The organism is Streptomyces sp. NBC_01003 (assembly GCF_045162695.1).
Classification (GTDB): Bacteria; Actinomycetota; Actinomycetes; order Streptomycetales; family Streptomycetaceae; genus Streptomyces.
In genome coordinates, this window is the sequence record NZ_CP108707.1 from 8652351 (window position 1) to 8674716 (window position 22366).

The following is a 22366-nucleotide window of genomic DNA, read 5'->3' on the forward strand; positions in this document are numbered from 1 at the left end:
CCAGGGTCGGGCTCATCCGGACGCGAAGGGGCCGGTCTGCGGCCATCCCGCCCATACTCTTCCGCGCGCCGGTGCCGCGCACGCTGAACGGGTCCTTCCGCTCCCTACCCCGGAACCCGCTCCCTCAAGGCCGGTAGCGCAACGGATGGTCCTCGGGTACCTCGGGGATCACGATGCGCACGCCGTCCGGGTCTCCCGACCACAGCGACTCAGTTATCAGTCACACTGTCCCTATGACTGTGATGCTTGGCAGTGAGCAGTTGGAAGCCTTATCGGTGATCAGGCTCAGCGTCCGCACCGACGAGACGACCTCCCCGACGCGTCAGCGGGAGGCAAACGGGCGGTCCGCACGTGTGCTCAACGCACGGATCGTGGGCGAGGCGGAAGACCTTGACGTCTCGGCGTCCAAGACGACGCCGTTCGAACGCCCCGAGCTTGGCAAGTGGCTGGCAGAGCCTTCCCGCTTCGACGTCGTTCTGTGGTGGCGCCTTGACCGTGCCGTGCGCTCCATGGCGGACATGCACGAGCTGGCCAAGTGGGCCCGCCAGTACCGCAAGATGCTGGTCTTCGCCGAGGGACCGGGCGGGATGCTGAAGCTGGACTTCCGCAACCCCCTGGACCCAATCGCGGAGATCATGGTCACCCTCCTTGCCTTCGCGGCGCAGATGGAGGCGCAGGCCATCCGGGAGCGGGTCAAGGGAGCCGCGGAGGCGATCCGGGCCATGCCGCTGCGCTGGCGCGGCGCACGCCCTCCGTACGGCTACATGCCGGGTCCCATGCCCGACGGGGCTCCGGGGCAGACACTGGTGCCGGATCCGGACGCGGTGAAGGTGATCGAGCGCATCGTCCGCGAACTAGTCGAAGACAGCAACCCAACCGCCGTAGCTCGCCGGCTCAACGCGGAAGTACCGCCCATTCCGACCCCGCGCGACCACTGGGCGATTAAGAAGGGGCGACCGACCGGCGGAAAGACCGGGGGAGCGGCCTACGACCGTGGCACCACGGTTGAGCGCTTCAAGTGGGGGGCGTCGGCGATCAATTCCCTTCTCCGCTCACCCACACTCATGGGGCACAAGGTTCACGCGGGGGCGCCAGTGCGCGACGCCAACGGCCGGCCCGTGAAAGCGTCAGCGGACCCGATTCTCACGCGCGAGGAGTTCGACAACATCGGCGCACTCCTCGGGGCTCGAACTAGGGACACTCGCCCCGCCACACGGGTAAGTACGAATGCGCTCCTCCTCCGGGTGGTGTTCTGCGACGAGTGCGGAACTCGCATGTACTACACGAAAGCCGCGGGGAAGCGGGTGACGAACATCTACGGATGTCGTGCCACAACGCATGGCGTCACTTGCGAAAAGCCCGCCTCGATCAAAGCCGAATGGATAGAGGAGTACGTAGAGCGGGAGTTCCTGAAGGTGGCTGGCACCTGGGAGATCGTGGAAACGCGCAAGATCGCAGGCTATGACCCGGGGCCCGAAATCAACGAGGTCGCGGCGGAGTTGGAAGAGCACATGACGCAGTCAGGGCGTGCGCGTTCCGAGGCCGGCCGTCGACTGTGGCAGGAGAAGCACGACGCGTTGGACGCTCGGCTCGCGGAGCTGGAAGCGACGCCTCGTCGCCCGCCGCTTGAAGAGACCATCCGTACGGGACGCACGTACGCCGACGACTGGAAGACGCGGGACAGCGCGGGGCGCCGTGGCATGCTCCTGGACGCGGGAGTTCGAGTGTCCGTCAAGCAAGGCCGCAAGGGGAGCCGTTACGCGGTCGACGAGTCGCGCTTTGAGTTCGGACTCGGGCAGTACGACGATCCAGAGGCCGTCAGGCTCGCTGAGATCCTGGAAGAGGAGAACAGCGACTGAGCGCGGGCGCCCTGCGCGGCGCGACTAGGTAACGGCGCCCGAAGCCCCGGCGGGTCATCGCCGGGGCCCTCGCGTTTTCAGTTCGGCGTACTCCACGGGCCGGCCGTCGGCATGGACTATGACGTGACCGACTTCGCCGGCGTCGTCCTCTCTGACGACTACTTGGACAGCATCCCGTCCGCGGTTCTGGGTACGGAGGCCCTGGAAGCGGATCTCTTCGTTATCCGCGCCGCGGACCTGAACGCCTACGCCCCCGACGAGCGGTGTGGGCACTGCGGGGAGAGCGGCGGAGCGGCTCCCGTGCTCGTTGGTGACACCTGGACGACGTCGGGTCCATGCATCCTGCGCCGCGGAGGCGCGTCGCTCGACGTCGGCGCGAGACGTCCCCATCGCTGCGTGAGTCTCACTGAGTGACGAAGATGGCCCGCCCTGGGGTGACTCGGGAGCGGGCCTCGTTGCGTCCGGAGGTGTCCACGATGGGGGCGTAAGTGCAAAGGTGGCGCGCGCCCCTTACGTCGCCCACGCCTCCAGGCCAAAATTCGACCTCGGTGCGCCAAACTGTGCCGAAGTTTGTCGCGGGAATCTCCGCAGCTCAGCGGCCGTTTAGGGACTCCTTCTCTCTTCTTCTGGTCAAACTGAGAGGGAAAAATAGAAACCCTTAGAGAGTCCCTATGGGTTTTCCAGAATGGTGTTCAGTTCGTCATTTTGGTGCGCGTTCTGGCCAGCGGCGGAGCGGGGCGACGAGGCCGGGACGGTGCGGCTTCCGGGCAGTCAAAGTCACGCGTCACGTTTTACGCGTATTCCCCCACTACCTCAGTAGTAGCACGTCACGTCTGACGGCTAGCGACCCATAACTGAGGTACGGCGCACCCCTGCGCCCGCTCGGCGACGTTAAGGAACCCACCATGCATGAGACTGACTTCGGCGTGCCCGCACGCCGTCGCGCTCGCTACACGGCCGCCGTGGAGGAGATGGCCGCCCTGGAATACGAGTTGGTGGAGGCCGGCTCGTACATCGCGCCGGGACGCGCCCTGTGGCGTGGCCTGTCCGGGCGCGACCCGTACGACGAGATTCCCGACGAGGTGCGCAGCCAGTGGGCATTTGAGGATTGGCACGATGGCATGTACGACGCCACTGACCCGGAGCGTCCGGAGCGACGTCGGCCGTCGGGCCGGGAGTTCGACATCATGCCGCCCGTCGTCTTCGAGGTGACGTCGCGTGTGGATCCCGCAATCGCGGAGCGCTTCGCAGCCTCACAGGCGGACGTGGCGGCGGACCGATCGTGGGAGGCATCCTCCGGCGGCACCGTGACCGTGCTGGGGGCCCACAAGACGTGGAGCGGACCATGCGCGCAGTGCGGTGCGACGTTTGAGCAGCGGCGCCCGGCAAGCCAGCGACGGCGCTGGAAGACCCTGTGCACGCCGGAGTGCGCCGCGGAGTGGGCGCGCGGCCAGGCCAAGGAGCGCAAGCGGCGTCAGAGGGAGCGCGACGCCGCCTGATGCCGCGCTTTACGTAACTAAGAGATCATCTCAATTGGTGAGTCTGCGGTAGCAGATGAGGGTGCAGGCGATGCTGGTGAAGGCCAGGAAGTGGATGGCCTGCCGCTCGTAGCGACGGTGGAGACGTCGGCAGCCGGCGAGCCAGGCCATGGTGCGTTCGATGGTCCACCGGTGGCGCCCCAGCTTCTGTGACGTCTCAACTCCCTTGCGGGCGATGCGGGGTGTGATGTGGCGTAGGCGGAGCCATTGCCGCAGGTGACGGTTGTCGTAGGCCTTGTCGGCGTGAAGCTTGGCGGGGCGTCGGCGGCGTGGACCGCGCCGGGATCTGATCGGTGGGATGCCGCGCACGAGTGGTTCGAGGGCCTGGCTGTCGTGGAGGTTGGCGCCGGAGATGCCGACGGAAAGCGGAAGCCCAGACCGCTCAGTGATCAAGTGGATCTTCGAGCCATACTTGCCCCGATCTACAGGATTCGGACCCGTCAGGTCCCCTTTTTCAGGGCGCGCATGTTCACCGAGTCGATCGCGCATCGTGACCAGTCCAGCTCGCCTCGAGCCCCCAGCTCGTCCAGAACCAGACGATGCAGTTTCGCCCAGACCCGCTGTCGGCTCCACTCCATGAACCGGCGGTGAGCCGTGGTCCCCGACGGCCCGAACACCGACGGGACCTGCGACCACGTACAACCGGTCGTGGCCACGAAGACAATCGCCGCCAACACCTCACGGTCCCCATGACGGCGCCGACCACCTCCTTGCGGACGCGTCGGCGCCTCTGGCACCACCCGCTGGAACAACTCCCACAACCCGTCAGGGACCAGACGCTCAGTCAGCAACACGTCACCAGGCTACCGGCATCTCCAATTGAGATGATCTCTAAGTGGGCCCGGACGCTGCATGGTTGTCCGGGCCCCGTCGCACCCCCAGTCGCGACGGTCCGTCCTCTCCGGACCTTCGCAGAGGCCGGGCGATGTCGAGGCCCCATGTTGAGCAGACGCACTCTCCTCCGTCGTTGCTCCGCGGTGCTGGCTCCGTCGCCCGGCCTTTTCATTTGCCTCGATTCGACAGACTGATAGATAAGGAGGCGCCGATGTCCGACGTACCGTCGCCCTCACAGACCCCATCGCGGCTCTGCCTGACCTGCGGGCGTCAACTCCCCTGCTCAGCCGCCTTTTTCCACCGTGATGCATTCGGCAGTTTTGGACTCAAGCGCAGGTGCCGCGACTGTGTGAACGAGGCGGAGCGGGGAAAGTACGCCTCCTCCGCAGACGACATCCGCCAACGGATGCGTACGCGCCGCGCGGAACGCGCAGCGTACTGGACTACCCAACCCCCAGTGGGAGGCCGCGTGACGGCCGCGCAGCCCACATCCGAGAGGCCCTTGCCGACGATGGCAGGGGCCATCGCTATTTCTGAGAGGCAAGCATGAGGACGAGCACGAACCCTGAACTACTAGCCGCGTGGGCAACAGTGCCCGACGTCGCAACGGCGCAGGAGCGCCACGCAGAGGCCGTCAGGCTGCGCCGCGCCTTCCCGTCCGGGGCGACGCCCACTGAGGCTCTGACGGGCGTACAGGACGCTGCCATCGCGACGCTCACGAGCACGGGCAAGTGGCCGAGCGACTTCGCCAGGAAGGCAGCGAAGGCGCACGCCGACGCCGTGGTGTGGCACGCCGAAAACGCCGCACTCCGACGTGCGGAAGAGATGCTGAAGTACGCCGCGGAAGTCACACGCGACTCCACGGCGCCCGACGTCCTAGCGCACCTGGACGGTCGGCTGACGGAGATCCTAACTGCCGCGAAGGACGCCAGTACGGCCCTGGGGGACGTCACGACAGCTGAGGCGGCCATTGATGCGGGTGGCGATGCCCTGGACGCCTGGAGGGCGCTCACAGCGCTTCTGAGCGACTTGCGCAACGTGAGGTCTGCGCAATGGTATGTGCTGCGCAGCGTGTCCGACGATGACGAGCGAGCCCGACTGCGCACGTGGAGTGCGCAGGGACACGGGGAGGTCCGTGGCGTCCGCCTGGAAGACGTTCCCCCGCACGTCAGGGACGCAACTCGCACGGGCGCGTACCCCATTGCGCACCTCGTCTGGCTTGCGCACTCAGGTGCTGGGTACGTTCCAACATCCTTCGGCGATCTAGAAGCGGACGTCGTTGCTGCGTCGGAGCCGGTGACCTACGACGACCTCGGTCCCCTGCGCGACTTCAACCCCCGCGTGACCCAGATTCCCGCGCCACGGCAGGCGCAGGTCTACCCACACTCCAGCACGCCCCACATCGACCACTCGCAGCCGACGCCGACCCGGCCGACGGTCAACGCCACCGTCCCCGACCCGTCGCCGCTCGCCTACAGCTACTGATCGCAGAGGAACCGAGATGACCGAACAGACCACCGAGCAGCCGCATCCCGCGGTGCTCGAACTCGCACGTGTCCGCGCTGGCCTGGCGGCGGGGCTCACCGTCGAACAGAGCGCCCGACTCCAGGGCTCCACTGACGAGGAGCTGACAGCGGACGCTACGGCGCTCGCCGCGGAACTGGGAGCAGCCAACCCCGAGCCGCCTGTGCCCCGTTCCGGCGGAAACCAGGGACCCGATGTCGGGTCGCCTAGAGGCGTCAGAGCCGGCGCTGCGGCATACCGCGAGAGGCACGGCCTTGACGATGACGGTCGACGTCCAGCGCCACGCCCCGTGACCCACACCAACCGCAACCCGTTCGTGGAACGCGGTTACACCATGGAAGGACGGTAAGAGCAGATGAGCTACGACGACACTCTTCACGAACAGGCCATCAAGTTCCAAGCAGTAGCACTGAACGGCACGGCCGTGGTCGTCAGCCTCGTCGGAGGCCAGTCCGTCACGGGGGCGCTCGCGTACGCGACCGTGGTCAAGTACGGGGGAACGGTCTTCCCCGACGCCCTCACGGTCACTGCGTCCGGCAAGGCCACGACGGTACGCACCGACCACATCTCCGCGATCGGCCAGGGCTAACCCGGCTACCGCCTGCGCCAGAACCTCAGTGCATCTGCCCACGCACGTACGACATGGGCCAAGCTGCCCAGAATGGCTGAGCGTTGGGCAGGTGTCGCGCCGCGCAGCGAGAGGTACACGAGGGCGACGGCAGTGCAGCACACCACCGTGAGGCAGTAGGCGAAGGCGGCGAACGGTACGAGCGCGGATGACATGCGCGAGACTCCACGAAGCATGTTGCCGTCAAGTGGAGTCTTCGCTACACAGCTTCAGCCCACTGACGGACATCGATAGTCCGGCGGCCTCCTGTGGTGGAGGCGTCCCAGTGGGCTCGCTCTGGGTAGCGTCCGGACGATGCTCCGGCTACGTAGGTTGCCTAGCCTGGCAGTTGATGAAGATCGACTAGCCCTGACCCAGGGGGGTGACCCCCTCCCGGAGATCATCCCGACCGTAAAGGTGCTGGGCCTCGCGCTCTGTACGGGTCTGGGGGATGTGGCTGAGGCGTCCGCAGGCGCCTCCTGGAGGCCCGAACGCCGGCCCGCTGGACTGCCGAAGACCCCGACACGGGAGGCGGCGACACAGCGATCCGGTACGCGCTCGACTTGAATCAATGCAGGTCAAACACTGTTCTACCGTTACACGCCGCGCTAAGATGGAGCCATGAACACACGACAATGCGAGCGGTGCTCGGAGCACCTGGGGGCGCGGCACTCACACCGCGCGCGCTTCTGCTCGACCCGTTGTCGTGTGGCATCGCACCGCGCGGCGAAGAAGGATGCGACTCCCTACGAGCTGACGACCCGCGACAGGTGGGTTCGACGCGCCGCGGACAAGCGCCCGTTGACCGTCGCCGGCATGGCGGCATCGTCGACGCGCCCCCGCACCTGGAGCACGCACAAGGAAGCCGCCGCTTCGACGGCCGGCGTCGGTCTGGGCTTCGTCCTCTCGGACGTCGACGACATCGTCTGTCTCGACCTGGACCACTGCTTGAACCCGCTCACTGGGCAACTCGCCCCGTGGGCGGCTGCCATCGTCCGCGACGCAGGCGCCACCTACGTAGAGGTGTCACCGTCCGGCGATGGACTGCACATCTGGGGTCGCGCTGACGTCCGCCATGGACGGAAGATCCGGCGCCCCGACGGTACGGCCGTAGAGATCTACGGGACCGGCCGCTACATCGCAATGACGGGGCGCCGACATGGCAACGCCCCGTCGATCCTTGCCGATGTCACGCCTGCGGTCGAAGGACTCTTGCGCTAGTCGATTACCGCTGGGTCCACCATGCGATTCCGCTTCCGGCAACGGTGGTCACCGTGGTCACGAGCCACGTGGGAACGCGATCAATCGTCACCCGGATGCCGCCGCAGCGCAGTTCGAAGGCGGGATCCCGCTTGGGTTTCGACGCGTCGGAGGGTGGCGCGATCTTGGGCACGGCGGTTCCTCCCGCGGGGCTCTAACTGCTTTCACAGGGTGACGAGTTCACTCGCGCACAAGCGCGAGCGTACGCCGTAAAATTTACCGCATGGAACCCCGGAAACGAAAGAATCTTCGGCATGTACCCGTGAACTGGGGCGCTGGCCGCAAAAGGATGCTGGCTCACCCGAGACGGAAGGAGCGCCGATGGCCGGACGAGGTCCCGCCCCAGAGGGCACAACCAAGCGCCGCCGGCGCAACACCACGGCGGTGCTTGCTTGTGTTGCAACGTTGGCGGGTTGGCTCATCGCGCTTCCGTAAGGGACTTGCGCAGGCACGGGGTTGATGCATGTTCATCGCGTTGTGATCCATGCCGTGAGCGCAGATCCAGCGCAGGTGATCAACGCCGTCAGCAGGCGCACGGGGACGCGCTGAAGGGTCATGCGGAACCCGCCGATTCGGATGTCGAGTGCGGGGGCGGTTCGTTCGATCTCCATGAGCTGACCCTCCATTAAGTCCCTTGCTCTGCCCGGCTGATCTGGTTTCGTGCGACGCCCTCAGCATGTCCCAGCTGGCCCAGCAGAGTGCACTAGGGGTCGACCGTTGGGCCTATAAGCGGCACTGAGTGCCGCCAACCCCCTATGGGGGCGTGCGGTTGGGTGGGTGTCGAAGGTCCGTTCGTCAAAGCTAGATGACCTTTCCAAAATGCCGCAATACGGACTCTTCTCGCCCGTTCCGCGAACCGATTGGAGGAGCGCCCATGGGAGGCCGTGGCCCCGCCCCGAAGGACCCGACCAAGCGCCGCCGGCGTAACGCCGGTGAGCCAGAGACCGTAATCACCAATGACGAGGAACTCCGCGGCCCCGAACTCCCCGCGGGCGTTCTCGGCGAGGAAGACGGCGTTCCTGTCGAGTGGCACTCGATGACTCAGCTCTGGTGGAACTCCTGGCGAACGTCGCCGCAGGCGCAGACGTTCGTGGCAACGGACTGGCTCTTCCTCATCGACACCGCCCTCATGCATCACACGAGGTGGGCTAAGGGCCGATGGGAGTTCGCTTCCGAAGTCCGGCTCAGGGCAGCCAAGTTCGGCGCCACGCCGGAGGACCGCGCTCGCCTGAAGCTGAAGGTCGATGAATCCCCAACGAGTAGGAAGAACGTAGGCCCCAGCCCTACGGGCAACGTCTCCGACATCAACTCGCGCAGAGCGCGTCTCACAGGCTAGGAGGCCGGATGCCGCGCGCAATCGTGCGCGCTCCCGGTCATGACCGCTCCCGCTTCGCTCGGGTGGATGGCGGTCGCATGGATGGAGTACTTCGTCGTCCACAGTCCTGGCGACGTCCAGGGCGAGCCTGTACGCCACGGCGACGAGTACACAGGCTTTGTCGTGGACTGCTACGCCGTCGATGACGGCGAGGGTCGCCTCCTCTACGACAGTGCGTTCTTCTCCCGCCCGAAGGGCTGTGACAAGAGCGGACTTGGCGCCCGCATCGGCCTCTTCGAAGCCTTCGGCCCTGCGCGCTTCGCCGGCTGGGCAGAGGGCGGAGAGGTCTACCGCGACCCGTGGGGGCTGGGCTTTGGCACGGGTCAGCGTCCCTGCATCAGGAGGTGCAGCAGCGTCGCCACGCCAACACCGACCAAGAGGGCAGTGCCGAACGACGGGTGCTCGAAGACGACGTACACGGTGCCGCAGCCGACGAGCATGAGCAGTGCCGTCCGCTGATCTGTCTGCCCGTTCATTCGTGAGGCCCACCCAGCGTCTACGCCGCTATCGCTGTCGCAGGGAATCAACGACTGGAATCTAGACAGATTTCCCACCTGGTTTAGGGCGTTTTCTGATCATGCGGTATTACCCCGCGCTCCTCGGTGGCCCCGATTCTGTCGACGGGCGCCGCCTCTCCGTCTCTGACCAGTGCGATGACACTTCGATGACACGAACTCGCCTCAGTCAAGGTTCGATGGCGTGCGCTCAAGCTTCGCGGTCACATGAGGCCCCCGCCACATGGCGGCGGCTCAAGCTCTGAACTGGACATGCTCCGCTCCTTGGAACGCGACCTCTGGCGTACCCGGCGGTGGATCGAGGAGGCGGAGCGCCGCGAGGACGAGCGCACGCGCGGCGAGCGGGAGCGTCCACCGGCCCCGGAGTGGCTGATCGAGATAGGGCTCGGAGGCCGGGCGCCCGTGTACGGCCACGTTGGTGAGTGCCACGTGGCGGGCAAGCGCTCGCGCGGCGTCGACCGAGGCCAAGCACTCCGCGCCGTGACAGAGGGCGTCCCGGCTTGCACACACTGCCGGCCGGATACGGGGTTGGGGGTGCTGAAGTGATCGGACCGCCGCACCCTGGAGATATGGCGATATCGCTGATAGTTGTTCACCCGGTGCTCGGCACAGGCGGCCGGCGGGTGACGGTGCGCGGGCAGATTCTCGGCCTTGCGAACTCGGACCGGGACGTCGTGGAGTTCCTCCGACGTGCCGGCTTGCCGGACGCGGAGGACCTGCTTGAGGATCCGTCGTGGGTGAAGTGGCACGGCGGCCGGGCGCACCACTACGAAGCGGCGTGAGTGTGAACGGTCGTGCGTGTAGGGCGTGTTGGCAGTTGCGGGCTGTGTGATGTAGATACTCCGCATGGTCATTGCCGCGGGGGACCCCTGGTATCAGAGTGCGTTGTTTGTTGGCATCGTCAGCGGGCTGTTGGGGGCCGCTGGTGGTGTGGTCGCCGTGTTCATGCAGGGGCGGCGACTGCGGTTGCGGTGGGCTGAGCGCGCCAACACATCGTTGTTGAGCACCTCGGATCCAGATCTTGCCGTGTTTCACGGGGGCGCACCCGTCACCAACCCGCGAGTAGTCAGGTTGGAGATCTGGAACCCTTCAAGACGTGAAGTAACCAGTGACAAGTTCAACAATGACGGCCTGGTCTTTGACTTCAAAACCCCGATCGTTGCAGTGCTCAGCGCTGAGTCGACACCAGTAACGCGTGTTGCGCCCAGCACCCTGATTGCAGGGGAGCATCTGGAGATCAACCCCGCACTCCTCGCAGTCAAGCAGCGCTGCACGTACACCGTCTTGGTCGACGGCCCAGAGGAGCGTGTCGTCACGTCATTTGATCCCTTTGTGGGTGTGACCATCACGCGTGAGCTGACCGTGGACGAGCAGCAGCAGCGGCAGCAGTTGTTCAGTGTTCTGGCAGGTGGTGTGTCGTTCGCATTTCTCCTCGTAGGAACCGTGTTGGTTTGGCTGCGCTGAACCGCAATCCACAGGAACACCCTTTCCCCCGCCCTTCGCCGCACCGTGCCCCCCGACCACAACCACGGGTGCCCCATACACGATGACCGCCTTCCGCTCCTCAGCCTCGACGAGGCTCATGCGCTCCTTGACGTCCTTGCCGGCACCGCGGAGAGGGACGACGAGCTAAGGGACGACGCGGCGTGGCTGCTCGCCGAACACGCGGCCCGCGTGCCGTCGCGCGAGGACGAGATCAACGGGAACTGAGCGTTCTCCGAGCCGCGTTGATGACGTTGTGCGCGTCGGCGCCGTAGACCGCGGACTCTTCCAGCGTCTTCCACGCGCGCATGTATGTGGCGACACTGTCCGCGTCCTCTAGCCACAGCTCGGAGTGCCATGTCTCCGTGACGACCTGGCGTTCGTCGTAGATCCAGAACCCGGACCCCGGCGGCAGCTTCAGTGACGCGCCGAACGGCACGATTCCTAGCTCCACGGTGTCCATGCCGACGACGCCGGCCAGGCGGTCGAGCTGGGAGGCGAGCACGGAGGGCGGGCAGACCATGGCCCGGAGGACGGCCTCCCACATGATGATTCGGTAGCGGCGCGTCCCGGTGTAGAGGAGTTCCTGACGCTTGATCCGCGCTCGGACGGCGTCCTCCACGTCGCGTGGCGACCGGTGCAGTTCGCTGAAGCGCGTGAAGATCGATCGCGCGTAGTCGGGCGTCTGGAGGATGCCGACGACCCACGACGACTCCCATGCGTGTAGCACCGTGGCGTGGGCCTGAGCTGTGTTGTGGGCGTCCTGTGCGGCGCGGTGTCCGGAGGCGAGTTGGCGGCGCCACGAGCGGATGTGTGACTCGAAGCCGGCGAGCCTGGAGCGCAGTTCCTCGAACGCTTCAGGCTGGCCCGTTGCGTCCGCCCACGCGCGGAGGTCGTCGGTGGTGGCGGTCTGCCGGCCATTCTCCAGCTTGGAGACTTTGGCCGCAGACCACCCGAGCCGTTCCGCGAGCTGTGCCCCGGTGAGCCGCCCGTCAGGGTGGTTGAAGCGGAGCTCTCGGAGCCTTTCCCCGAGAGCCTCGCGCGATTGCTGATAGTCGGTCGTCACCGGTCACGCTCGTTCGTGGCTAGTCGTTGAACTCTTGGTACGGCACGGCGTAGTGCCAGGCAGCGTCACGGAGCTGTGCATGCCGGTTAACGGCCGCAGGCTCCGTGATCAGTTCGGCGTTTGTGAAGTTGTCGTCCTCGTCGAACACGAGGCGGGCGACGATGCGGGAGTCAAAGATCCAGAAGTCTTCGTCCCCGAGGAGCAGCCGATCCGCGTCAGCGCGGCTGAGGTTGCGAATGTCCTCCCCAAGCGCCGTGTTCTTCACGGCGTGGGCGGTCAAGTAGCGCTGCCCTACGGTTGAAGGGGAGTCGACGAGGCGGACGCGTTCGACGCGGGCGCCGTCAGCGGTCTTTGCCTTGATCGTCTGGCACCACGAGGACGAATAGTCCCACGCCGGCTCTTCCTCGGCGACGAACTGCGCGTAGGTCGACGTCGCCTCGTCCGACGCGTACCGCCCGCGCGTCTCAAGCCTCCACGCCGTGTGCTTGAAGTTCTCGAAGAGTCGGCCGAACGCGTCCAGGTCGATGACGCGAGGCGTCTCGTCGCGCGGGCCGAAGTCTACGAGCGTGTTCCTGGGAATGACGACCGCCACTTCCCCTGCGTCGAGATGCTGCAACTTCGCGATGTCCGCGGGGTCTTCGAGCGGCGGGCCGTGGACGATGACCTCTCCGGAATCCAGGTCTTCGTGTACCGCGGGGCATCCGCCTTCGCCTGATCCTGTGCCGTTGAACCGGAGTCGTCGTGGCATGGCCAAGTCCTCTCGTTCAGGTTCGGGTCCACAAAGGATCGCCGGGCGTGACGGCGCTGAGCCACCGGCTACCAATAGCCTCGTGAGAAATAGGGCGAAAAACAAGAGGGTCACCGCGAAATTTCGCGAAAGTGGGCTCCCGCTGCACCGGGTGGCGTCCCTAGCGTCCTTTTCATGGCGAAGACACGAGAGCCGGATAACGCCGAAGCGCGGGAAGTAACTGAGTCCCTGCGGGCGGCACTTGATGAGGCGGGAATCGTATTTCCGTCCCTTGGCGTCGACGACGCGGCATTCGGTCCCGGCCTCGTGAATCTGGGGCGGGTCCGGGCGGACGTCGCCTCTTGACTGGCCGACGTAATCCGACGAGGGGGCCGCGCGGCATGACAGTGAGACAGGAGATCGGCGCTCTTGTCGTCGACACGAGGACGAACAAGCTGGGACGCGTCATGGGAAGGGTGGGCATCTACGTCCAGCTCCGTGCCCCCGGCGGGGGACGTGAGTGGGACGCCGACCCCGCTCACCTCCGGCCGGCGAACGAGGCCGAGAGACGCCGCGCGACGGTCATGGAGGGCTCGCTCGTGCGGCGGGTGCCGTCGTGACGGCCGCCATCGAGGCGCCCGACCTGCTCCGGCTGAACGGCGATCAGCTCCGGGGCTGGGCGTGTGCTTTGTGTGGCGCCAGGCTCTACGAGGACCGGGCGCTCCCTCCGGCCACGGAGGTTCGTCAGGGGCTGAAGGTGCGCATCGAGCTGTGGGCGTGTGCCCCGACGTGCCTGGAGGCGAGCCAGAAGGAGAGGCGGGGTCCGTGGCTATGACGCCGCCGCCCCTGTGCATCGCTGTGTCCACGATCCCGCATCTCCTGGCGCGGAGCCTTTTGGTGGTGTGTCAGCGAGACCTCTCGTCGCTCATCGTCCGGTGCGCCCTCCCCGACGGCCACCACCCGAGCCACGAGGCCGCTCTCCCTGGGGGCGGCATCTTCTACTGGGAGTGATCTCCCACCACATACCCGCGTGCCAGGGGCTCCCACTCCGGCGCGCGGAGGGGCGGCAGGGTTCCGGCGTCGCCGTTAGGGACCCTGCCCGCTCCGGCGGCGAAGGCCCCGTCCACTCCCACGGTGCTGGGGGAGTGGACGGGGCTTTGTCGTGACCTGGGGACTTCTGGGCTACGGGCGGTACCGGAGCGGATGATCCGCCGGGACCTCGCAGATAACAATTTTGGTTCCGTCCGGATCCGAGATCCACATCTCGATGAGCCCCCACGGCTCCTTGACCGGCGGCCGGAGCACCTCGACGCCGCGCGCCGCCAGCTCCTCGTGCGCGGCCGCCGCGTCCGCGACCTGGAGCCACAGCTGGAGCCCGGGCGACGGCGGAGCATCCGACCGGCCGGACACCTCCAGGAAGCCGCCCCCGAGGAAGTAGACGGTCCCGCGCTCGGGCCCCGTCCCGAACTCCCGGTACACGGCGAGACCGAGCGCCCCACCGTAGAAAGCCCGCGACCGCTCGGGATCGGTGGGGCGAAGAAGCGTCCTGCTGCTCAGTACGTGAACCATGCGCACGCAGCGTAGAGGCTCGGCGTTAGGCTCGACCGCGCCCGCGCCGACAGCCGTGCACGAGATCGGAGACCGCCCCATGTCCATCGCTCCCCGCCCCACGATCGGCGACCTCACCTTCCGGGACGCCACCGACGCCGATGTCGACGTGCTCGTCGCGCTGATCGAGTCGGCGTACCGAGGGGACTCCAGCCGCACCGGATGGACGACCGAGGCGGACATCCTGGAGGGGCAGCGCACCGACCCGCAGGGCGTCGTCGACGTCATCAAGTCGCCGGACAGCCGGCTGCTCACCGTCGAGCGCGACGGCGCGGTCGTCGCCTGCTGCCAGCTGGAGCACCGCGGGGAGCACGCCTACTTCGGCATGTTCGCCGTGAGCCCGGCCCTCCAGGGCGCGGGGCTCGGCAAGGTGATCATCGCGGAGGCGGAGCGCACCGCCCGCGAGGCCTGGGGCGTGCGCGAGATGCACATGACGGTGATCTCCGTACGCGAGGACCTCATCGCCTGGTACGAGCGCCGGGGCTACCGCCGTACGGGAGAGATGACCCCCTTCCCGTACGGCGACGAGCGCTTCGGCATCCCGCAGCGGGACGACCTCCAGTTCGAGCTGCTGGTCAAGCCTCTCGGGTGACGCGGGCCTCTCGGCCAGCACCCGGGTCCCGCGGCTGACTCGGGCCGCTCGGCCGGCTCAGGCCGTGAAACGGCCGGTCCGTTTGATCTCCGGGTAGTCGGTCGTCGCACCGTCCAGGCCGAGCGCCCGCACCAGGCGCAGATCGTCCTGCGTGTTGACGACCCAGCCGATGATTCGCAGGTCCGCCTTGCGGGCCCGCTCGACGATCTCCTGCGTCAGGCGGCGGATGTTGAGGACGAGGGACGTGGCGCCGACGGCGGTGGCGCGCTCCACCACGTCGGTGCCGTAGCGGCTGGCCACCAGCGCCGTACGGACGCCCGGCACCAGCCGGGCGATCTCGGCGACGGCCTCGTCGTGGAACGAGATCACCTCGACGCGGCTCACCAGATCACGGCGCAGCATGACCTCGGCGAGGGCGCGCGCCGCGGCGACGTCCTTGATCTCGGCCTGGAGCGGCTTGGAGACGGCGTCGAGCACCTCCTCGAAGACCGGCACCCGTTCGCCGCGCCCCGCGTCCAGGGCGCGCAGCTCGGCGAGTGTCTTGTCGGCGATGGGGCCCCGGCCGTCCGTCGTGCGGTCGACGTCGGCGTCGTGCATGACGACGAGGGCGCCGTCCTTGCTCAGATGCAGATCGAGTTCGATGACGTCGAGGCCCGCGCCCTGCGCGGCGACGAAGGACCGGAGGGTGTTCTCGGGTTCGACACCCATCACTCCGCGATGCCCGATGGTGAGGAAGTTCAAGATCGTCTCGCTTCCGTCGACGGCGGCTCGGCATCCGCGCGAGGTCGTGGACGGGGTCGCCCGCGCGGCACGGCCGAAGCCTAACGGCCCGTCTCCACGATGGGACCGGTCCGACGCGAGGGAGTGGAGTGGTCCGCTCTGGTTGCGGTGATTCCGAGGACCAGTCCGGTGACGACGGCTGCGACCAGGACGGCGCGGATGCTCACGTTCAGGGCTCCAGACGGGCGGAGGGGCAGGGAAGAGGCGCGGACCGGTCCGTCCTACCGCCTCGGCAGCCTGCCGCGGGAAGTGTCACCCGTGGGTGGGCGAGTTCCCCGGCGGTTGACCGGGCACCGCGTCCAGGTCGTCCAGCATGGCCTCGGCCAGCTCGACTTCTGCCGCGAGCCGCCGCTCGCTCCAGCGCAGCGCGATCTGCGGATGGGCCCATGCCTCCACCCCGTCGCCTCGCTCGAGCGCGTCCTTGACCTCCTTCAGCTCGCCCTTCGTGCGGGCCACGTGTTCCGTCACCAGGTCACGCAGGTGCTCCGGCGCGGCGAGGTGCCCGAGCCACACGCGCAGGAGCACGGGGTGCTTGAGCACGGGCGCGCCGAGGCCCTGCCCGCTCCCGGCCCACACCGCGAGCGCCCCGCGCCCCTCCTCGGTGATCGCGTACGTCCGTTTGGCCCTCGGCTCCTCGGCCCCGGAGTGCAGCGAGGTGACGTAGCCCAGTGATTCGAGGCGGCGCAGTTCGGCGTAGATCTGGCTGATGGCGGGCGACCAGTAGAAGAACCGCAGGGAGGCGTCGGCCCACTTCTTCAGCTCGTATCCGGTCCGTTCCCCGGGGAAGGACAGCAGTCCGAGGACGGCCCAGGCGGTCGGTGGCAGGTCGTCGGCCATGCGCCGCATTGAAGTGACCGGAACCGGTCACCGCAAGCCCCCCGAGCCTTTCTCATTGCCGAATACCGTCGCCGGTCTTGCCCCTTGAAGACATGATGGTTAGTCATATACCTAACAGGAACAGTGCGTGTGGCTCAACTCCCTGGAGGCAACGTGAAGTTCTCCGTCATCTTCGAGGCGCAGCTCGCCGATCCCACCGTCGAACACGAACACCAGGTCATCCACGACTGCGTGGAGCAGGCGGTCCTCGCCGAGGAGATGGGCTTCGACCGCATCTGGGCCGTCGAGCACCACTCCCTCAAGTGGTACGCGCACATGTCGGCCCCGGAGATCTTCCTGACCTGGGTCGCCGCCCGCACCAGCACCATCCGGATCGGGCACGGCGTCGTCTGCATGCCCTTCAACTTCAACCATCCCGTGCGGGTCGCCGAGCGGGCCGCCATGCTCGACCTGCTCTCCGGTGGCCGCCTCGACCTCGGGGCCGGCCGGGGCGGCACCAAGCAGGAGACCTCCCTGTGCGGTGTCGACAAGGACCGCACGACGCAGGAGGTCGAGGAGGCGCTGCGGATCATCGGGAAAGCCTGGGAGAAGGACGAGCTGGAGCACCACGGGGAGCTCCTCGACATCGACCCGCACCCCGTCCTGCCGCGACCGAAACAGACACCCCACCCGCCCCTCTTCCTCGCGTGCAGCCGCACTGAGACGCTCACCCAGGCGGCCGAACTCGGCATCGGCGCCCTGGTGATGGGCTTCGCGGGCCCCGAGTCGATCGCCGGCATGCGGCGCGCCTACGACGACGCCATCGCCGCCCGTACCCCCGACCGCTTCGTGTCCGGCGTCGTCAACGACCACTTCTCCGTCCTGTGCCCGACCATCGTCCTGGACGACCGGGAGACGGCCCGGAACATCGGCATCCGCGGCCAGCGGTTCTTCGCGCAGTCCATCGGGCACTGGTACGGCGGCGCGGGCGTCCCCGACGAGGCCGTGGTGGAGGGCGCCGACGAGGCGGCCGACATGCGCAGGGCCGCCGAACAGGTCGTGGCCCGCCTCCACGAACACCGGATCCCGGTACGTCCCACTGCGACGGCCACCTTCAACGCCGACCACGCCTACGGCACCGCCGACGACGCCATCGCCTACGTCGAGCGTCTGCGCGACGCGGGCGCCGACGAGATCATGTGCCTCGTCCAGATGGGCACCGTGCCCCAGGAGGCCTGCCTGGAGACGCTGCGGCAGTGGGGCGAGAAGGTCATCCCGCACTTCCGCGCCCAGGAGCAGGCGGTGTCCGCATGAGCCCCGCACCCGAGGACCGCCTGGCATCCGAGGACCGTCTCGTGTCCGAGGACCGCCTCGCACCCGACGTCCGCGCCCTGGTCGACGCGATGACCGCGTTCTTCCCCGACCTCGGCGGCGCCGTCACCGACGCGGCCGAGGCCCGCCGCATCCTGGCGGCGGCACCCGCGTCACCGCTCCCGCCACCGGTCGTCGGCTCGGTCGAGGACCGCGACATCCCCGGCCCCGCCGGAGCGCCCCGGGTCCCGGTACGGATCTACCGCCCGGACCCCGACGAGGCCCCGGGTCCGCGCCCCACCGTCGTCTTCCTCCACGGGGGAGGGTGGGCGATCTGCGGCCTGGACAGCCATGACTCCACCGCCCGTGGGCTGTGCCGCGAGGCGGGGGCCGTGGTCGTCTCCGTCGACTACCGGCTTGCCCCCGAGTCGCCGTTCCCGGCCGCCGTCGACGACGCGTACGCGGCGCTGTGCTGGGCGGCCGACCACCACGCCGTGCTGGGCGGCGACGCAGGCGCCCTTGTCGTGGCGGGGGACAGTGCGGGCGGGAACCTCGCGGCTGTCATCTGCCTCCTGGCCCGGGACCGGGGCGGCCCGCGCATCGCGCTCCAGGCCCTCGTCTATCCGGCCACCGACGCGCATCAGTCGACGGAGTCGTTCGCGCGGAACGCCGACCGCTACTTCCTGACGGCCGCGCACTGCCGCTGGTTCGCCGAGCAGTATCTCGGCCCGGACGGCGACCGGTCCCACCCGCACGTCTCGCCGCTCCTCGCCGACCTTGCCTCGCTGCCGCCCGCCCACATCGTGACCGCGGGCTGCGACCCGCTGTGCGACGAGGGCCTCGCCTACGCGAAGGCCCTGCGCGCGGTGGGCGTCGAGGTCACCGAGAGCCACTTCCCGGGGATGTTCCACGGCTTCTTCGGTTTCCCCGAGCTGCTCGACGATGCCCGTACTGCCGTGGCGAATGTGGCGAAGGCCATCGTTTCAACCGTGTCAGGCAGGAAAAACGACGGTGAACCAGGGGGTCACGCAGGATAACTTCCTCCCGACTCCCCTTGTGGTGGAGAACCTCGCCCCCTTACGGTGTCTATACGCGAGGTTCTCCCGTAGAGGATGGGTAATGACGGAAATTCTTGTGCAGTCGGGCGTGGAGGGGAAGGTTCCTCCGGAGAAGGTCGGGGGAAGCCCCGAAAGCAGGGTGGTCGAACACCCGGCGTGGCCCGTGCTCAAGGCCGCCGTGGAGGAGATCCGTCCCTGGCAGCAGGAGGACGGCTCCATCGACTTCGCCGCCGACGGCGCCCCGTCCAAGGCCGTAGCGGAGCTGACGCTCGACCGCGCGATATCCGCCGTCGAGCAGCTCTCCCCGCTGCTCCCGCACGACGCCGCGTACCACTCGGCGCTCGCCGCCGACCTGCGGCGCTGGGCGGAAGACGGCTTCCAGGTCCCCGACTTCCTCGACTCGCTGCTGGCCTTCCAGCCCGCCGCGCACCGCGAGGACGGACTGCAGCACCTGGTCGTCTTCCCGATGTACACGCAGAACGGCAACCCGGACCGCAATCTGGAGGCCGTCGTCCTGCGCATGGTGTGGCCCGAGTGGCTCGCCGAGCTGGAGGCGACGCGCTACGACAACCCGCTGTTCTGCGGGATCACGTTCGAGGACTTCACCGCCGGCTACGACACCAACTCGGCCGTGCTCTTCCCGGAGACCATCGCCGTACGCGAGGCTCCCGAGCGCTTCTCCTGGGGTGGCATCTTCTGCGACCGCGAGGCGGCCCGCTTCCGTGCCGTCACCGAGGCGTCCGTCGGCATCCTCGGGCTCGAACTGCCCGACGACATCCGCGAGATGATCTCGGACCAGGACCGCTGCCAGCAGGCGTTCGTCCTGTGGGACATGGTGCACGACCGCACCCACAGCCACGGCGACCTGCCCTTCGACCCGTTCATGATCAAGCAGCGCCAGCCGTTCTGGATGTACGGCCTCGAAGAGCTCCGCTGCGACCTCACCGCCTTCAAGGAGGCCGTGAAGCTGGAGGCCGACGGCTTTCCGCAGGGCCGCGACGTGCAGTACGCCGTCCTCTTCGACCGCATGTTCCGCTTCCCGGTCACCGGCGAGCGCGTGCGCAACTACGACGGACTCGGCGGCCAGCTCCTCTTCGCGTACCTGCACAAGCACGACGTGCTGCGCTGGACCGACAACAAGCTCCAGATCGACTGGGAGCGCGCGCCGCAGGTCACCAACCAGCTGTGCGCCGAGATCGAGAAGCTGTACCGCGACGGCATCGACCGCCCGAAGCTGGTGCACTGGTTCGCCGCGTACGACCTGGTGTCCCAGTACCTCGCTCCGCACCCCGGTTCGCGCTGGGCCAAGGGCCCGGACGCCCTCGATCTGAGCCTGCCGCCGCGCAAGCTCGTCGACGACGTGCTTCCGGACGAGTTTCCGCTCAGCATGTTCTATGAGGCACTGTCCAAGAAGCTGAAGAACGTGATCGCCTCCACCAAGGGGATCACTGCTGCGGGCGCCGAGCAGGCCGCCGCGTGAGCGCTCGCGACGAGGAGGCGACGGCCATGGCCGAAGGCAACGGGAACGGCATGCTGGACGGAGCGGTCATCGCGGTCGCGGGCGCGGCGGGACCCGCGGGCCGGGCCACCCTGCTGCGCCTCGCCGAGGCGGGCGCGACGGTCGTCGGAGCGGACGCGGACGCCACCCGCCTGGCGGAGGCCGTGGACGCGGCACGCTACGCGCACGGGGGCGCCACCGTCATCGGCGACACCGTCGACCTGCTCGACCTGCAGGCGACCCGGGACTGGGCGAACCACATCGAGAAGGACTTCGGCCGGGTCGACGGCCTTGTCCACCTCGTCGGCGGCTGGCGCGGCAGCGCCACCTTCGCCGAGACCGACCTCGCCGACTGGGACTTCCTCGAAAAGCTCCTGATCCGCACGGTCCAGCACACCTCCCTCGCGTTCCAGGACGCCCTCCAGCGCAGCGACCGCGGACGCTTCCTGTTGATCAGCGCCGCGGGCGCCAGCAAGCCGACCGCGGGCAACGCGGCGTACGCGGCCTCCAAGGCCGCCGCCGAGGCCTGGACGCTGGCCCTCGGCGACGCCTTCCGCAAGGCGGGGGGTGACGCGGGCCCGCAGCAGGCGGCTGCGATCCTGGTGGTGAAGGCGCTGGTGCACGACGCGATGCGCGCCGAGCGACCCAACGCGAAGTTCGCGGGTTTCACGGACGTCACGGACCTGGCGGATGCCATCGCCGGCGTCTGGGACCGGCCCGCCCATGAGTTGAACGGGACCCGTCTGTGGCTGACCGAGAAGCCGTGAATCCGCCGAAGACCGACGCCCGCAGGCATCACGACCCGGACGTCCGCGGCTTCGCGAGCGACAACTACGCGGGCGCGCACCCGGAGATCCTCGCGGCCCTCGCCCTCGCCAACGGCGGTCACCAGATCGCGTACGGCGAGGACGACTACACGGCGAACCTCCAGCAGATCATCCGCGCCCACTTCGGCCCCACGGCCGAGGCGTTCCCGGTCTTCAACGGCACCGGTGCCAACGTCGTCGCGCTCCAGGCGGTCACCGACCGCTGGGGCGCGGTGATCTGCGCCGAGTCCGCGCACATCAACGTGGACGAGGGCGGGGCCCCGGAGCGCATGGGCGGCCTCAAGCTGCTCACCGTGCCGACCCCGGACGGCAAGCTCACGCCCGAGCTCATCGACCGGCAGGCCTTCGGCTGGGACGACGAGCACCGCGCGATGCCGCAGGTCGTCTCGATCACGCAGAACACGGAGCTGGGCACGCTCTACACGCCCGAAGAGATCCGCGCGATCTGCGACCACGCGCACGAGCGCGGCATGAAGGTGCACCTCGACGGCTCCCGGATAGCCAACGCGGCCGCGTCGCTCGACGTGCCGATGCGCACGTTCACGAACGCGGTCGGCGTCGACATCCTGTCGCTTGGCGGCACGAAGAACGGCGCTCTGTTCGGCGAGGCCGTCGTCGTCCTCAATCAGGACGCCGTCAGCCACATGAAGCATCTGCGCAAGCTCTCGATGCAGCTCGCCTCGAAGATGCGTTTCGTGTCGGTGCAGTTGGAGGCCCTGCTCGCCAAGGACCTGTGGCTGCGCAACGCGCGGCACGCCAACGAGATGGCCCAGCGCCTCGCCGAGGGCGTCCGCGCCGTGCACGGCGTCGAGATCCTCTACCCGGTGCAGGCCAACGCGGTCTTCGCGCGGCTGCCGCACGACGTCAGCGAGCGCCTCCAGAAGCGCTTCCGGTTCTACTTCTGGGACGAGGCGGCCGGCGACGTCCGCTGGATGTGCGCGTTCGACACCCGGGAGGAGGACGTCGACGGCTTCGTCGCCGCCCTCAAGGAGGAAATGGCCCGCTAGCGTTCTCCCCGCATCTGGCTGTATAGATATGCGATCGACCGTAAAGCTATTGACGCGCGGTCGGTCGCATTTCTATGCTCCC

Annotated in this window: 29 protein-coding genes; 21 read left to right on the plus strand and 8 right to left on the minus strand. The window is 67.9% G+C overall.

What is annotated here, in order from left to right:
- Positions 1 to 233 precede the first annotated feature (233 nt).
- The 3 genes from OG698_RS39525 to OG698_RS39535 all read left to right on the plus strand — a co-directional run bounded on the left by OG698_RS39525 (position 234) and on the right by OG698_RS39535 (position 3358).
- On the plus strand, positions 234 to 1859 hold the full coding sequence (locus OG698_RS39525) for a recombinase family protein (protein WP_406108874.1): 1626 nt from the start codon (positions 234 to 236) through the stop codon (positions 1857 to 1859).
- Between the two features lie 123 nt (positions 1860 to 1982).
- A complete protein-coding gene (locus OG698_RS39530; protein WP_406108876.1) occupies positions 1983 to 2273 on the plus strand; it encodes a hypothetical protein in 291 nt (96 codons plus the stop codon).
- Positions 2274 to 2764: 491 nt separating this feature from the next.
- Positions 2765 to 3358, plus strand: a complete 594-nt coding sequence (locus OG698_RS39535; protein ID WP_406108878.1) for a hypothetical protein — start codon at positions 2765 to 2767, stop codon at positions 3356 to 3358.
- A gap of 30 nt (positions 3359 to 3388) precedes the next feature.
- Here OG698_RS39535 and OG698_RS39540 read toward each other — a convergent pair.
- Positions 3389 to 4185, minus strand: a protein-coding gene (locus tag OG698_RS39540) for an IS5 family transposase (RefSeq protein ID WP_406111537.1) whose coding sequence is annotated in 2 segments (ribosomal slippage) — positions 3389 to 3850 and positions 3853 to 4185 — 795 coding nt in all. Because the reading frame shifts where the segments join, the coding sequence is not laid out codon by codon here.
- A 592-nt stretch (positions 4186 to 4777) separates the two neighbouring features.
- Here OG698_RS39540 and OG698_RS39545 point away from each other — a divergent pair.
- From OG698_RS39545 to OG698_RS39560, 4 genes are all read left to right on the plus strand, one after another.
- Entirely contained in the window at positions 4778 to 5716 is a 939-nt protein-coding gene (locus OG698_RS39545) for a hypothetical protein (RefSeq protein WP_406108880.1), read from the plus strand.
- A 16-nt stretch (positions 5717 to 5732) separates the two neighbouring features.
- Entirely contained in the window at positions 5733 to 6104 is a 372-nt protein-coding gene (locus tag OG698_RS39550) for a hypothetical protein (protein ID WP_406108882.1), read from the plus strand.
- A 6-nt stretch (positions 6105 to 6110) separates the two neighbouring features.
- Positions 6111 to 6344 (plus strand): hypothetical protein, encoded by a 234-nt coding sequence (locus OG698_RS39555; protein ID WP_406108884.1) that lies wholly within the window; start codon positions 6111 to 6113, stop codon positions 6342 to 6344.
- Between the two features lie 639 nt (positions 6345 to 6983).
- A complete protein-coding gene (locus OG698_RS39560) occupies positions 6984 to 7583 on the plus strand; it encodes a DNA primase (protein WP_406108886.1) in 600 nt (199 codons plus the stop codon).
- Positions 7584 to 7587: 4 nt separating this feature from the next.
- Here the strand turns inward: OG698_RS39560 and OG698_RS39565 are convergent, their stop codons facing one another.
- Entirely contained in the window at positions 7588 to 7755 is a 168-nt protein-coding gene (locus OG698_RS39565; RefSeq protein ID WP_326777104.1) for a hypothetical protein, read from the minus strand.
- A 741-nt stretch (positions 7756 to 8496) separates the two neighbouring features.
- Between OG698_RS39565 and OG698_RS39570 the strand changes: the two genes are divergently transcribed.
- The 6 genes from OG698_RS39570 to OG698_RS39595 all read left to right on the plus strand — a co-directional run bounded on the left by OG698_RS39570 (position 8497) and on the right by OG698_RS39595 (position 11222).
- The gene (locus OG698_RS39570) at positions 8497 to 8958 is read left to right on the plus strand and encodes a hypothetical protein (protein WP_406108888.1); all 462 of its coding nucleotides are present in this window, start codon (positions 8497 to 8499) and stop codon (positions 8956 to 8958) included.
- 66 nt (positions 8959 to 9024) lie between these two features.
- Positions 9025 to 9456 carry a hypothetical protein gene (locus OG698_RS39575; protein WP_406108889.1) on the plus strand — a complete coding sequence of 144 codons (432 nt, stop codon included), beginning with the start codon at positions 9025 to 9027 and terminating at the stop codon, positions 9454 to 9456.
- Positions 9457 to 9764: 308 nt separating this feature from the next.
- Positions 9765 to 10058, plus strand: coding sequence for a DUF6233 domain-containing protein (locus tag OG698_RS39580; RefSeq protein ID WP_406108891.1), 294 nt, complete (start codon positions 9765 to 9767; stop codon positions 10056 to 10058).
- A gap of 23 nt (positions 10059 to 10081) precedes the next feature.
- Positions 10082 to 10294 (plus strand): hypothetical protein, encoded by a 213-nt coding sequence (locus OG698_RS39585; protein WP_326777107.1) that lies wholly within the window; start codon positions 10082 to 10084, stop codon positions 10292 to 10294.
- A gap of 64 nt (positions 10295 to 10358) precedes the next feature.
- Complete coding sequence (locus tag OG698_RS39590; protein ID WP_406108893.1) at positions 10359 to 10976, plus strand: hypothetical protein; 618 nt, start codon at positions 10359 to 10361, stop codon at positions 10974 to 10976.
- Positions 10977 to 11021: 45 nt separating this feature from the next.
- On the plus strand, positions 11022 to 11222 hold the full coding sequence (locus OG698_RS39595) for a hypothetical protein (protein ID WP_326777109.1): 201 nt from the start codon (positions 11022 to 11024) through the stop codon (positions 11220 to 11222).
- Here the strand turns inward: OG698_RS39595 and OG698_RS39600 are convergent.
- Both OG698_RS39600 and OG698_RS39605 read right to left on the minus strand, forming a co-directional pair.
- Positions 11209 to 12060: a helix-turn-helix transcriptional regulator gene (locus OG698_RS39600; protein WP_326777110.1), complete on the minus strand. Its 852-nt coding sequence runs from the start codon at positions 12058 to 12060 to the stop codon at positions 11209 to 11211. The two genes, OG698_RS39595 and OG698_RS39600, sit on opposite strands and share 14 nt — an antisense overlap.
- 19 nt (positions 12061 to 12079) lie before the next feature.
- A complete protein-coding gene (locus OG698_RS39605) occupies positions 12080 to 12808 on the minus strand; it encodes a DUF6879 family protein (RefSeq protein WP_406108895.1) in 729 nt (242 codons plus the stop codon).
- A 380-nt stretch (positions 12809 to 13188) separates the two neighbouring features.
- Here OG698_RS39605 and OG698_RS39610 point away from each other — a divergent pair, with 380 nt between their 5' ends.
- Complete coding sequence (locus tag OG698_RS39610) at positions 13189 to 13407, plus strand: hypothetical protein (protein WP_406108897.1); 219 nt, start codon at positions 13189 to 13191, stop codon at positions 13405 to 13407.
- 205 nt (positions 13408 to 13612) lie between these two features.
- Complete coding sequence (locus tag OG698_RS39615) at positions 13613 to 13798, plus strand: hypothetical protein (RefSeq protein WP_406108899.1); 186 nt, start codon at positions 13613 to 13615, stop codon at positions 13796 to 13798.
- A gap of 171 nt (positions 13799 to 13969) precedes the next feature.
- Here OG698_RS39615 and OG698_RS39620 read toward each other — a convergent pair whose 3' ends face one another.
- On the minus strand, positions 13970 to 14356 hold the full coding sequence (locus OG698_RS39620; protein WP_406108900.1) for a VOC family protein: 387 nt from the start codon (positions 14354 to 14356) through the stop codon (positions 13970 to 13972).
- Positions 14357 to 14435: 79 nt separating this feature from the next.
- On the opposite strand from OG698_RS39620, the gene OG698_RS39625 reads away from it, so the two are divergent.
- Entirely contained in the window at positions 14436 to 14987 is a 552-nt protein-coding gene (locus OG698_RS39625) for a GNAT family N-acetyltransferase (protein ID WP_399983141.1), read from the plus strand.
- 57 nt (positions 14988 to 15044) lie between these two features.
- Here OG698_RS39625 and OG698_RS39630 read toward each other — a convergent pair whose 3' ends face one another.
- The 3 genes from OG698_RS39630 to OG698_RS39640 form a co-directional block, all read right to left on the minus strand.
- Positions 15045 to 15728: a glycerophosphodiester phosphodiesterase gene (locus tag OG698_RS39630; protein WP_399983139.1), complete on the minus strand. Its 684-nt coding sequence runs from the start codon at positions 15726 to 15728 to the stop codon at positions 15045 to 15047.
- Positions 15729 to 15808: 80 nt separating this feature from the next.
- Positions 15809 to 15934, minus strand: coding sequence for a hypothetical protein (locus OG698_RS39635; protein WP_399983137.1), 126 nt, complete (start codon positions 15932 to 15934; stop codon positions 15809 to 15811).
- An 85-nt stretch (positions 15935 to 16019) separates the two neighbouring features.
- Positions 16020 to 16604, minus strand: a complete 585-nt coding sequence (locus OG698_RS39640) for a PadR family transcriptional regulator (protein ID WP_406108902.1) — start codon at positions 16602 to 16604, stop codon at positions 16020 to 16022.
- A gap of 153 nt (positions 16605 to 16757) precedes the next feature.
- On the opposite strand from OG698_RS39640, the gene OG698_RS39645 reads away from it, so the two are divergent.
- From OG698_RS39645 to OG698_RS39665, 5 genes are all read left to right on the plus strand, one after another.
- The gene (locus tag OG698_RS39645) at positions 16758 to 17897 is read left to right on the plus strand and encodes an LLM class flavin-dependent oxidoreductase (RefSeq protein WP_406108904.1); all 1140 of its coding nucleotides are present in this window, start codon (positions 16758 to 16760) and stop codon (positions 17895 to 17897) included.
- 89 nt (positions 17898 to 17986) lie between these two features.
- On the plus strand, positions 17987 to 18931 hold the full coding sequence (locus OG698_RS39650; protein ID WP_406111538.1) for an alpha/beta hydrolase: 945 nt from the start codon (positions 17987 to 17989) through the stop codon (positions 18929 to 18931).
- 82 nt (positions 18932 to 19013) lie between these two features.
- Positions 19014 to 20432 (plus strand): DUF6421 family protein, encoded by a 1419-nt coding sequence (locus OG698_RS39655; protein ID WP_406108906.1) that lies wholly within the window; start codon positions 19014 to 19016, stop codon positions 20430 to 20432.
- 26 nt (positions 20433 to 20458) lie between these two features.
- Positions 20459 to 21217, plus strand: coding sequence for an SDR family NAD(P)-dependent oxidoreductase (locus tag OG698_RS39660; RefSeq protein WP_406111540.1), 759 nt, complete (start codon positions 20459 to 20461; stop codon positions 21215 to 21217).
- Positions 21214 to 22284: a threonine aldolase family protein gene (locus OG698_RS39665; protein WP_406111542.1), complete on the plus strand. Its 1071-nt coding sequence runs from the start codon at positions 21214 to 21216 to the stop codon at positions 22282 to 22284. The genes OG698_RS39660 and OG698_RS39665 overlap by 4 nt, the downstream gene beginning before the upstream one ends.
- Positions 22285 to 22366 lie beyond the last annotated feature (82 nt).

Coding starts and splice junctions, on each gene's coding strand:
- OG698_RS39585 (WP_326777107.1), top strand. CDS start 10,082: ATGGCGATATCGCTGATAGTTGTTCACCCGGTGCTCGGCACAGGCGGC.
- OG698_RS39610 (WP_406108897.1), top strand. CDS start 13,189: ATGACAGTGAGACAGGAGATCGGCGCTCTTGTCGTCGACACGAGGACG.
- OG698_RS39660 (WP_406111540.1), top strand. CDS start 20,459: ATGGCCGAAGGCAACGGGAACGGCATGCTGGACGGAGCGGTCATCGCG.
- OG698_RS39580 (WP_406108891.1), top strand. CDS start 9,765: ATGCTCCGCTCCTTGGAACGCGACCTCTGGCGTACCCGGCGGTGGATC.
- OG698_RS39570 (WP_406108888.1), top strand. CDS start 8,497: ATGGGAGGCCGTGGCCCCGCCCCGAAGGACCCGACCAAGCGCCGCCGG.
- OG698_RS39655 (WP_406108906.1), top strand. CDS start 19,014: ATGACGGAAATTCTTGTGCAGTCGGGCGTGGAGGGGAAGGTTCCTCCG.
- OG698_RS39605 (WP_406108895.1), bottom strand. CDS start 12,808: ATGCCACGACGACTCCGGTTCAACGGCACAGGATCAGGCGAAGGCGGA.
- OG698_RS39535 (WP_406108878.1), top strand. CDS start 2,765: ATGCATGAGACTGACTTCGGCGTGCCCGCACGCCGTCGCGCTCGCTAC.
- OG698_RS39625 (WP_399983141.1), top strand. CDS start 14,436: ATGTCCATCGCTCCCCGCCCCACGATCGGCGACCTCACCTTCCGGGAC.
- OG698_RS39590 (WP_406108893.1), top strand. CDS start 10,359: ATGGTCATTGCCGCGGGGGACCCCTGGTATCAGAGTGCGTTGTTTGTT.
- OG698_RS39620 (WP_406108900.1), bottom strand. CDS start 14,356: ATGGTTCACGTACTGAGCAGCAGGACGCTTCTTCGCCCCACCGATCCC.
- OG698_RS39650 (WP_406111538.1), top strand. CDS start 17,987: ATGACCGCGTTCTTCCCCGACCTCGGCGGCGCCGTCACCGACGCGGCC.
- OG698_RS39560 (WP_406108886.1), top strand. CDS start 6,984: ATGAACACACGACAATGCGAGCGGTGCTCGGAGCACCTGGGGGCGCGG.
- OG698_RS39640 (WP_406108902.1), bottom strand. CDS start 16,604: ATGGCCGACGACCTGCCACCGACCGCCTGGGCCGTCCTCGGACTGCTG.
- OG698_RS39550 (WP_406108882.1), top strand. CDS start 5,733: ATGACCGAACAGACCACCGAGCAGCCGCATCCCGCGGTGCTCGAACTC.
- OG698_RS39555 (WP_406108884.1), top strand. CDS start 6,111: ATGAGCTACGACGACACTCTTCACGAACAGGCCATCAAGTTCCAAGCA.
- OG698_RS39525 (WP_406108874.1), top strand. CDS start 234: ATGACTGTGATGCTTGGCAGTGAGCAGTTGGAAGCCTTATCGGTGATC.
- OG698_RS39545 (WP_406108880.1), top strand. CDS start 4,778: ATGAGGACGAGCACGAACCCTGAACTACTAGCCGCGTGGGCAACAGTG.
- OG698_RS39575 (WP_406108889.1), top strand. CDS start 9,025: ATGGCGGTCGCATGGATGGAGTACTTCGTCGTCCACAGTCCTGGCGAC.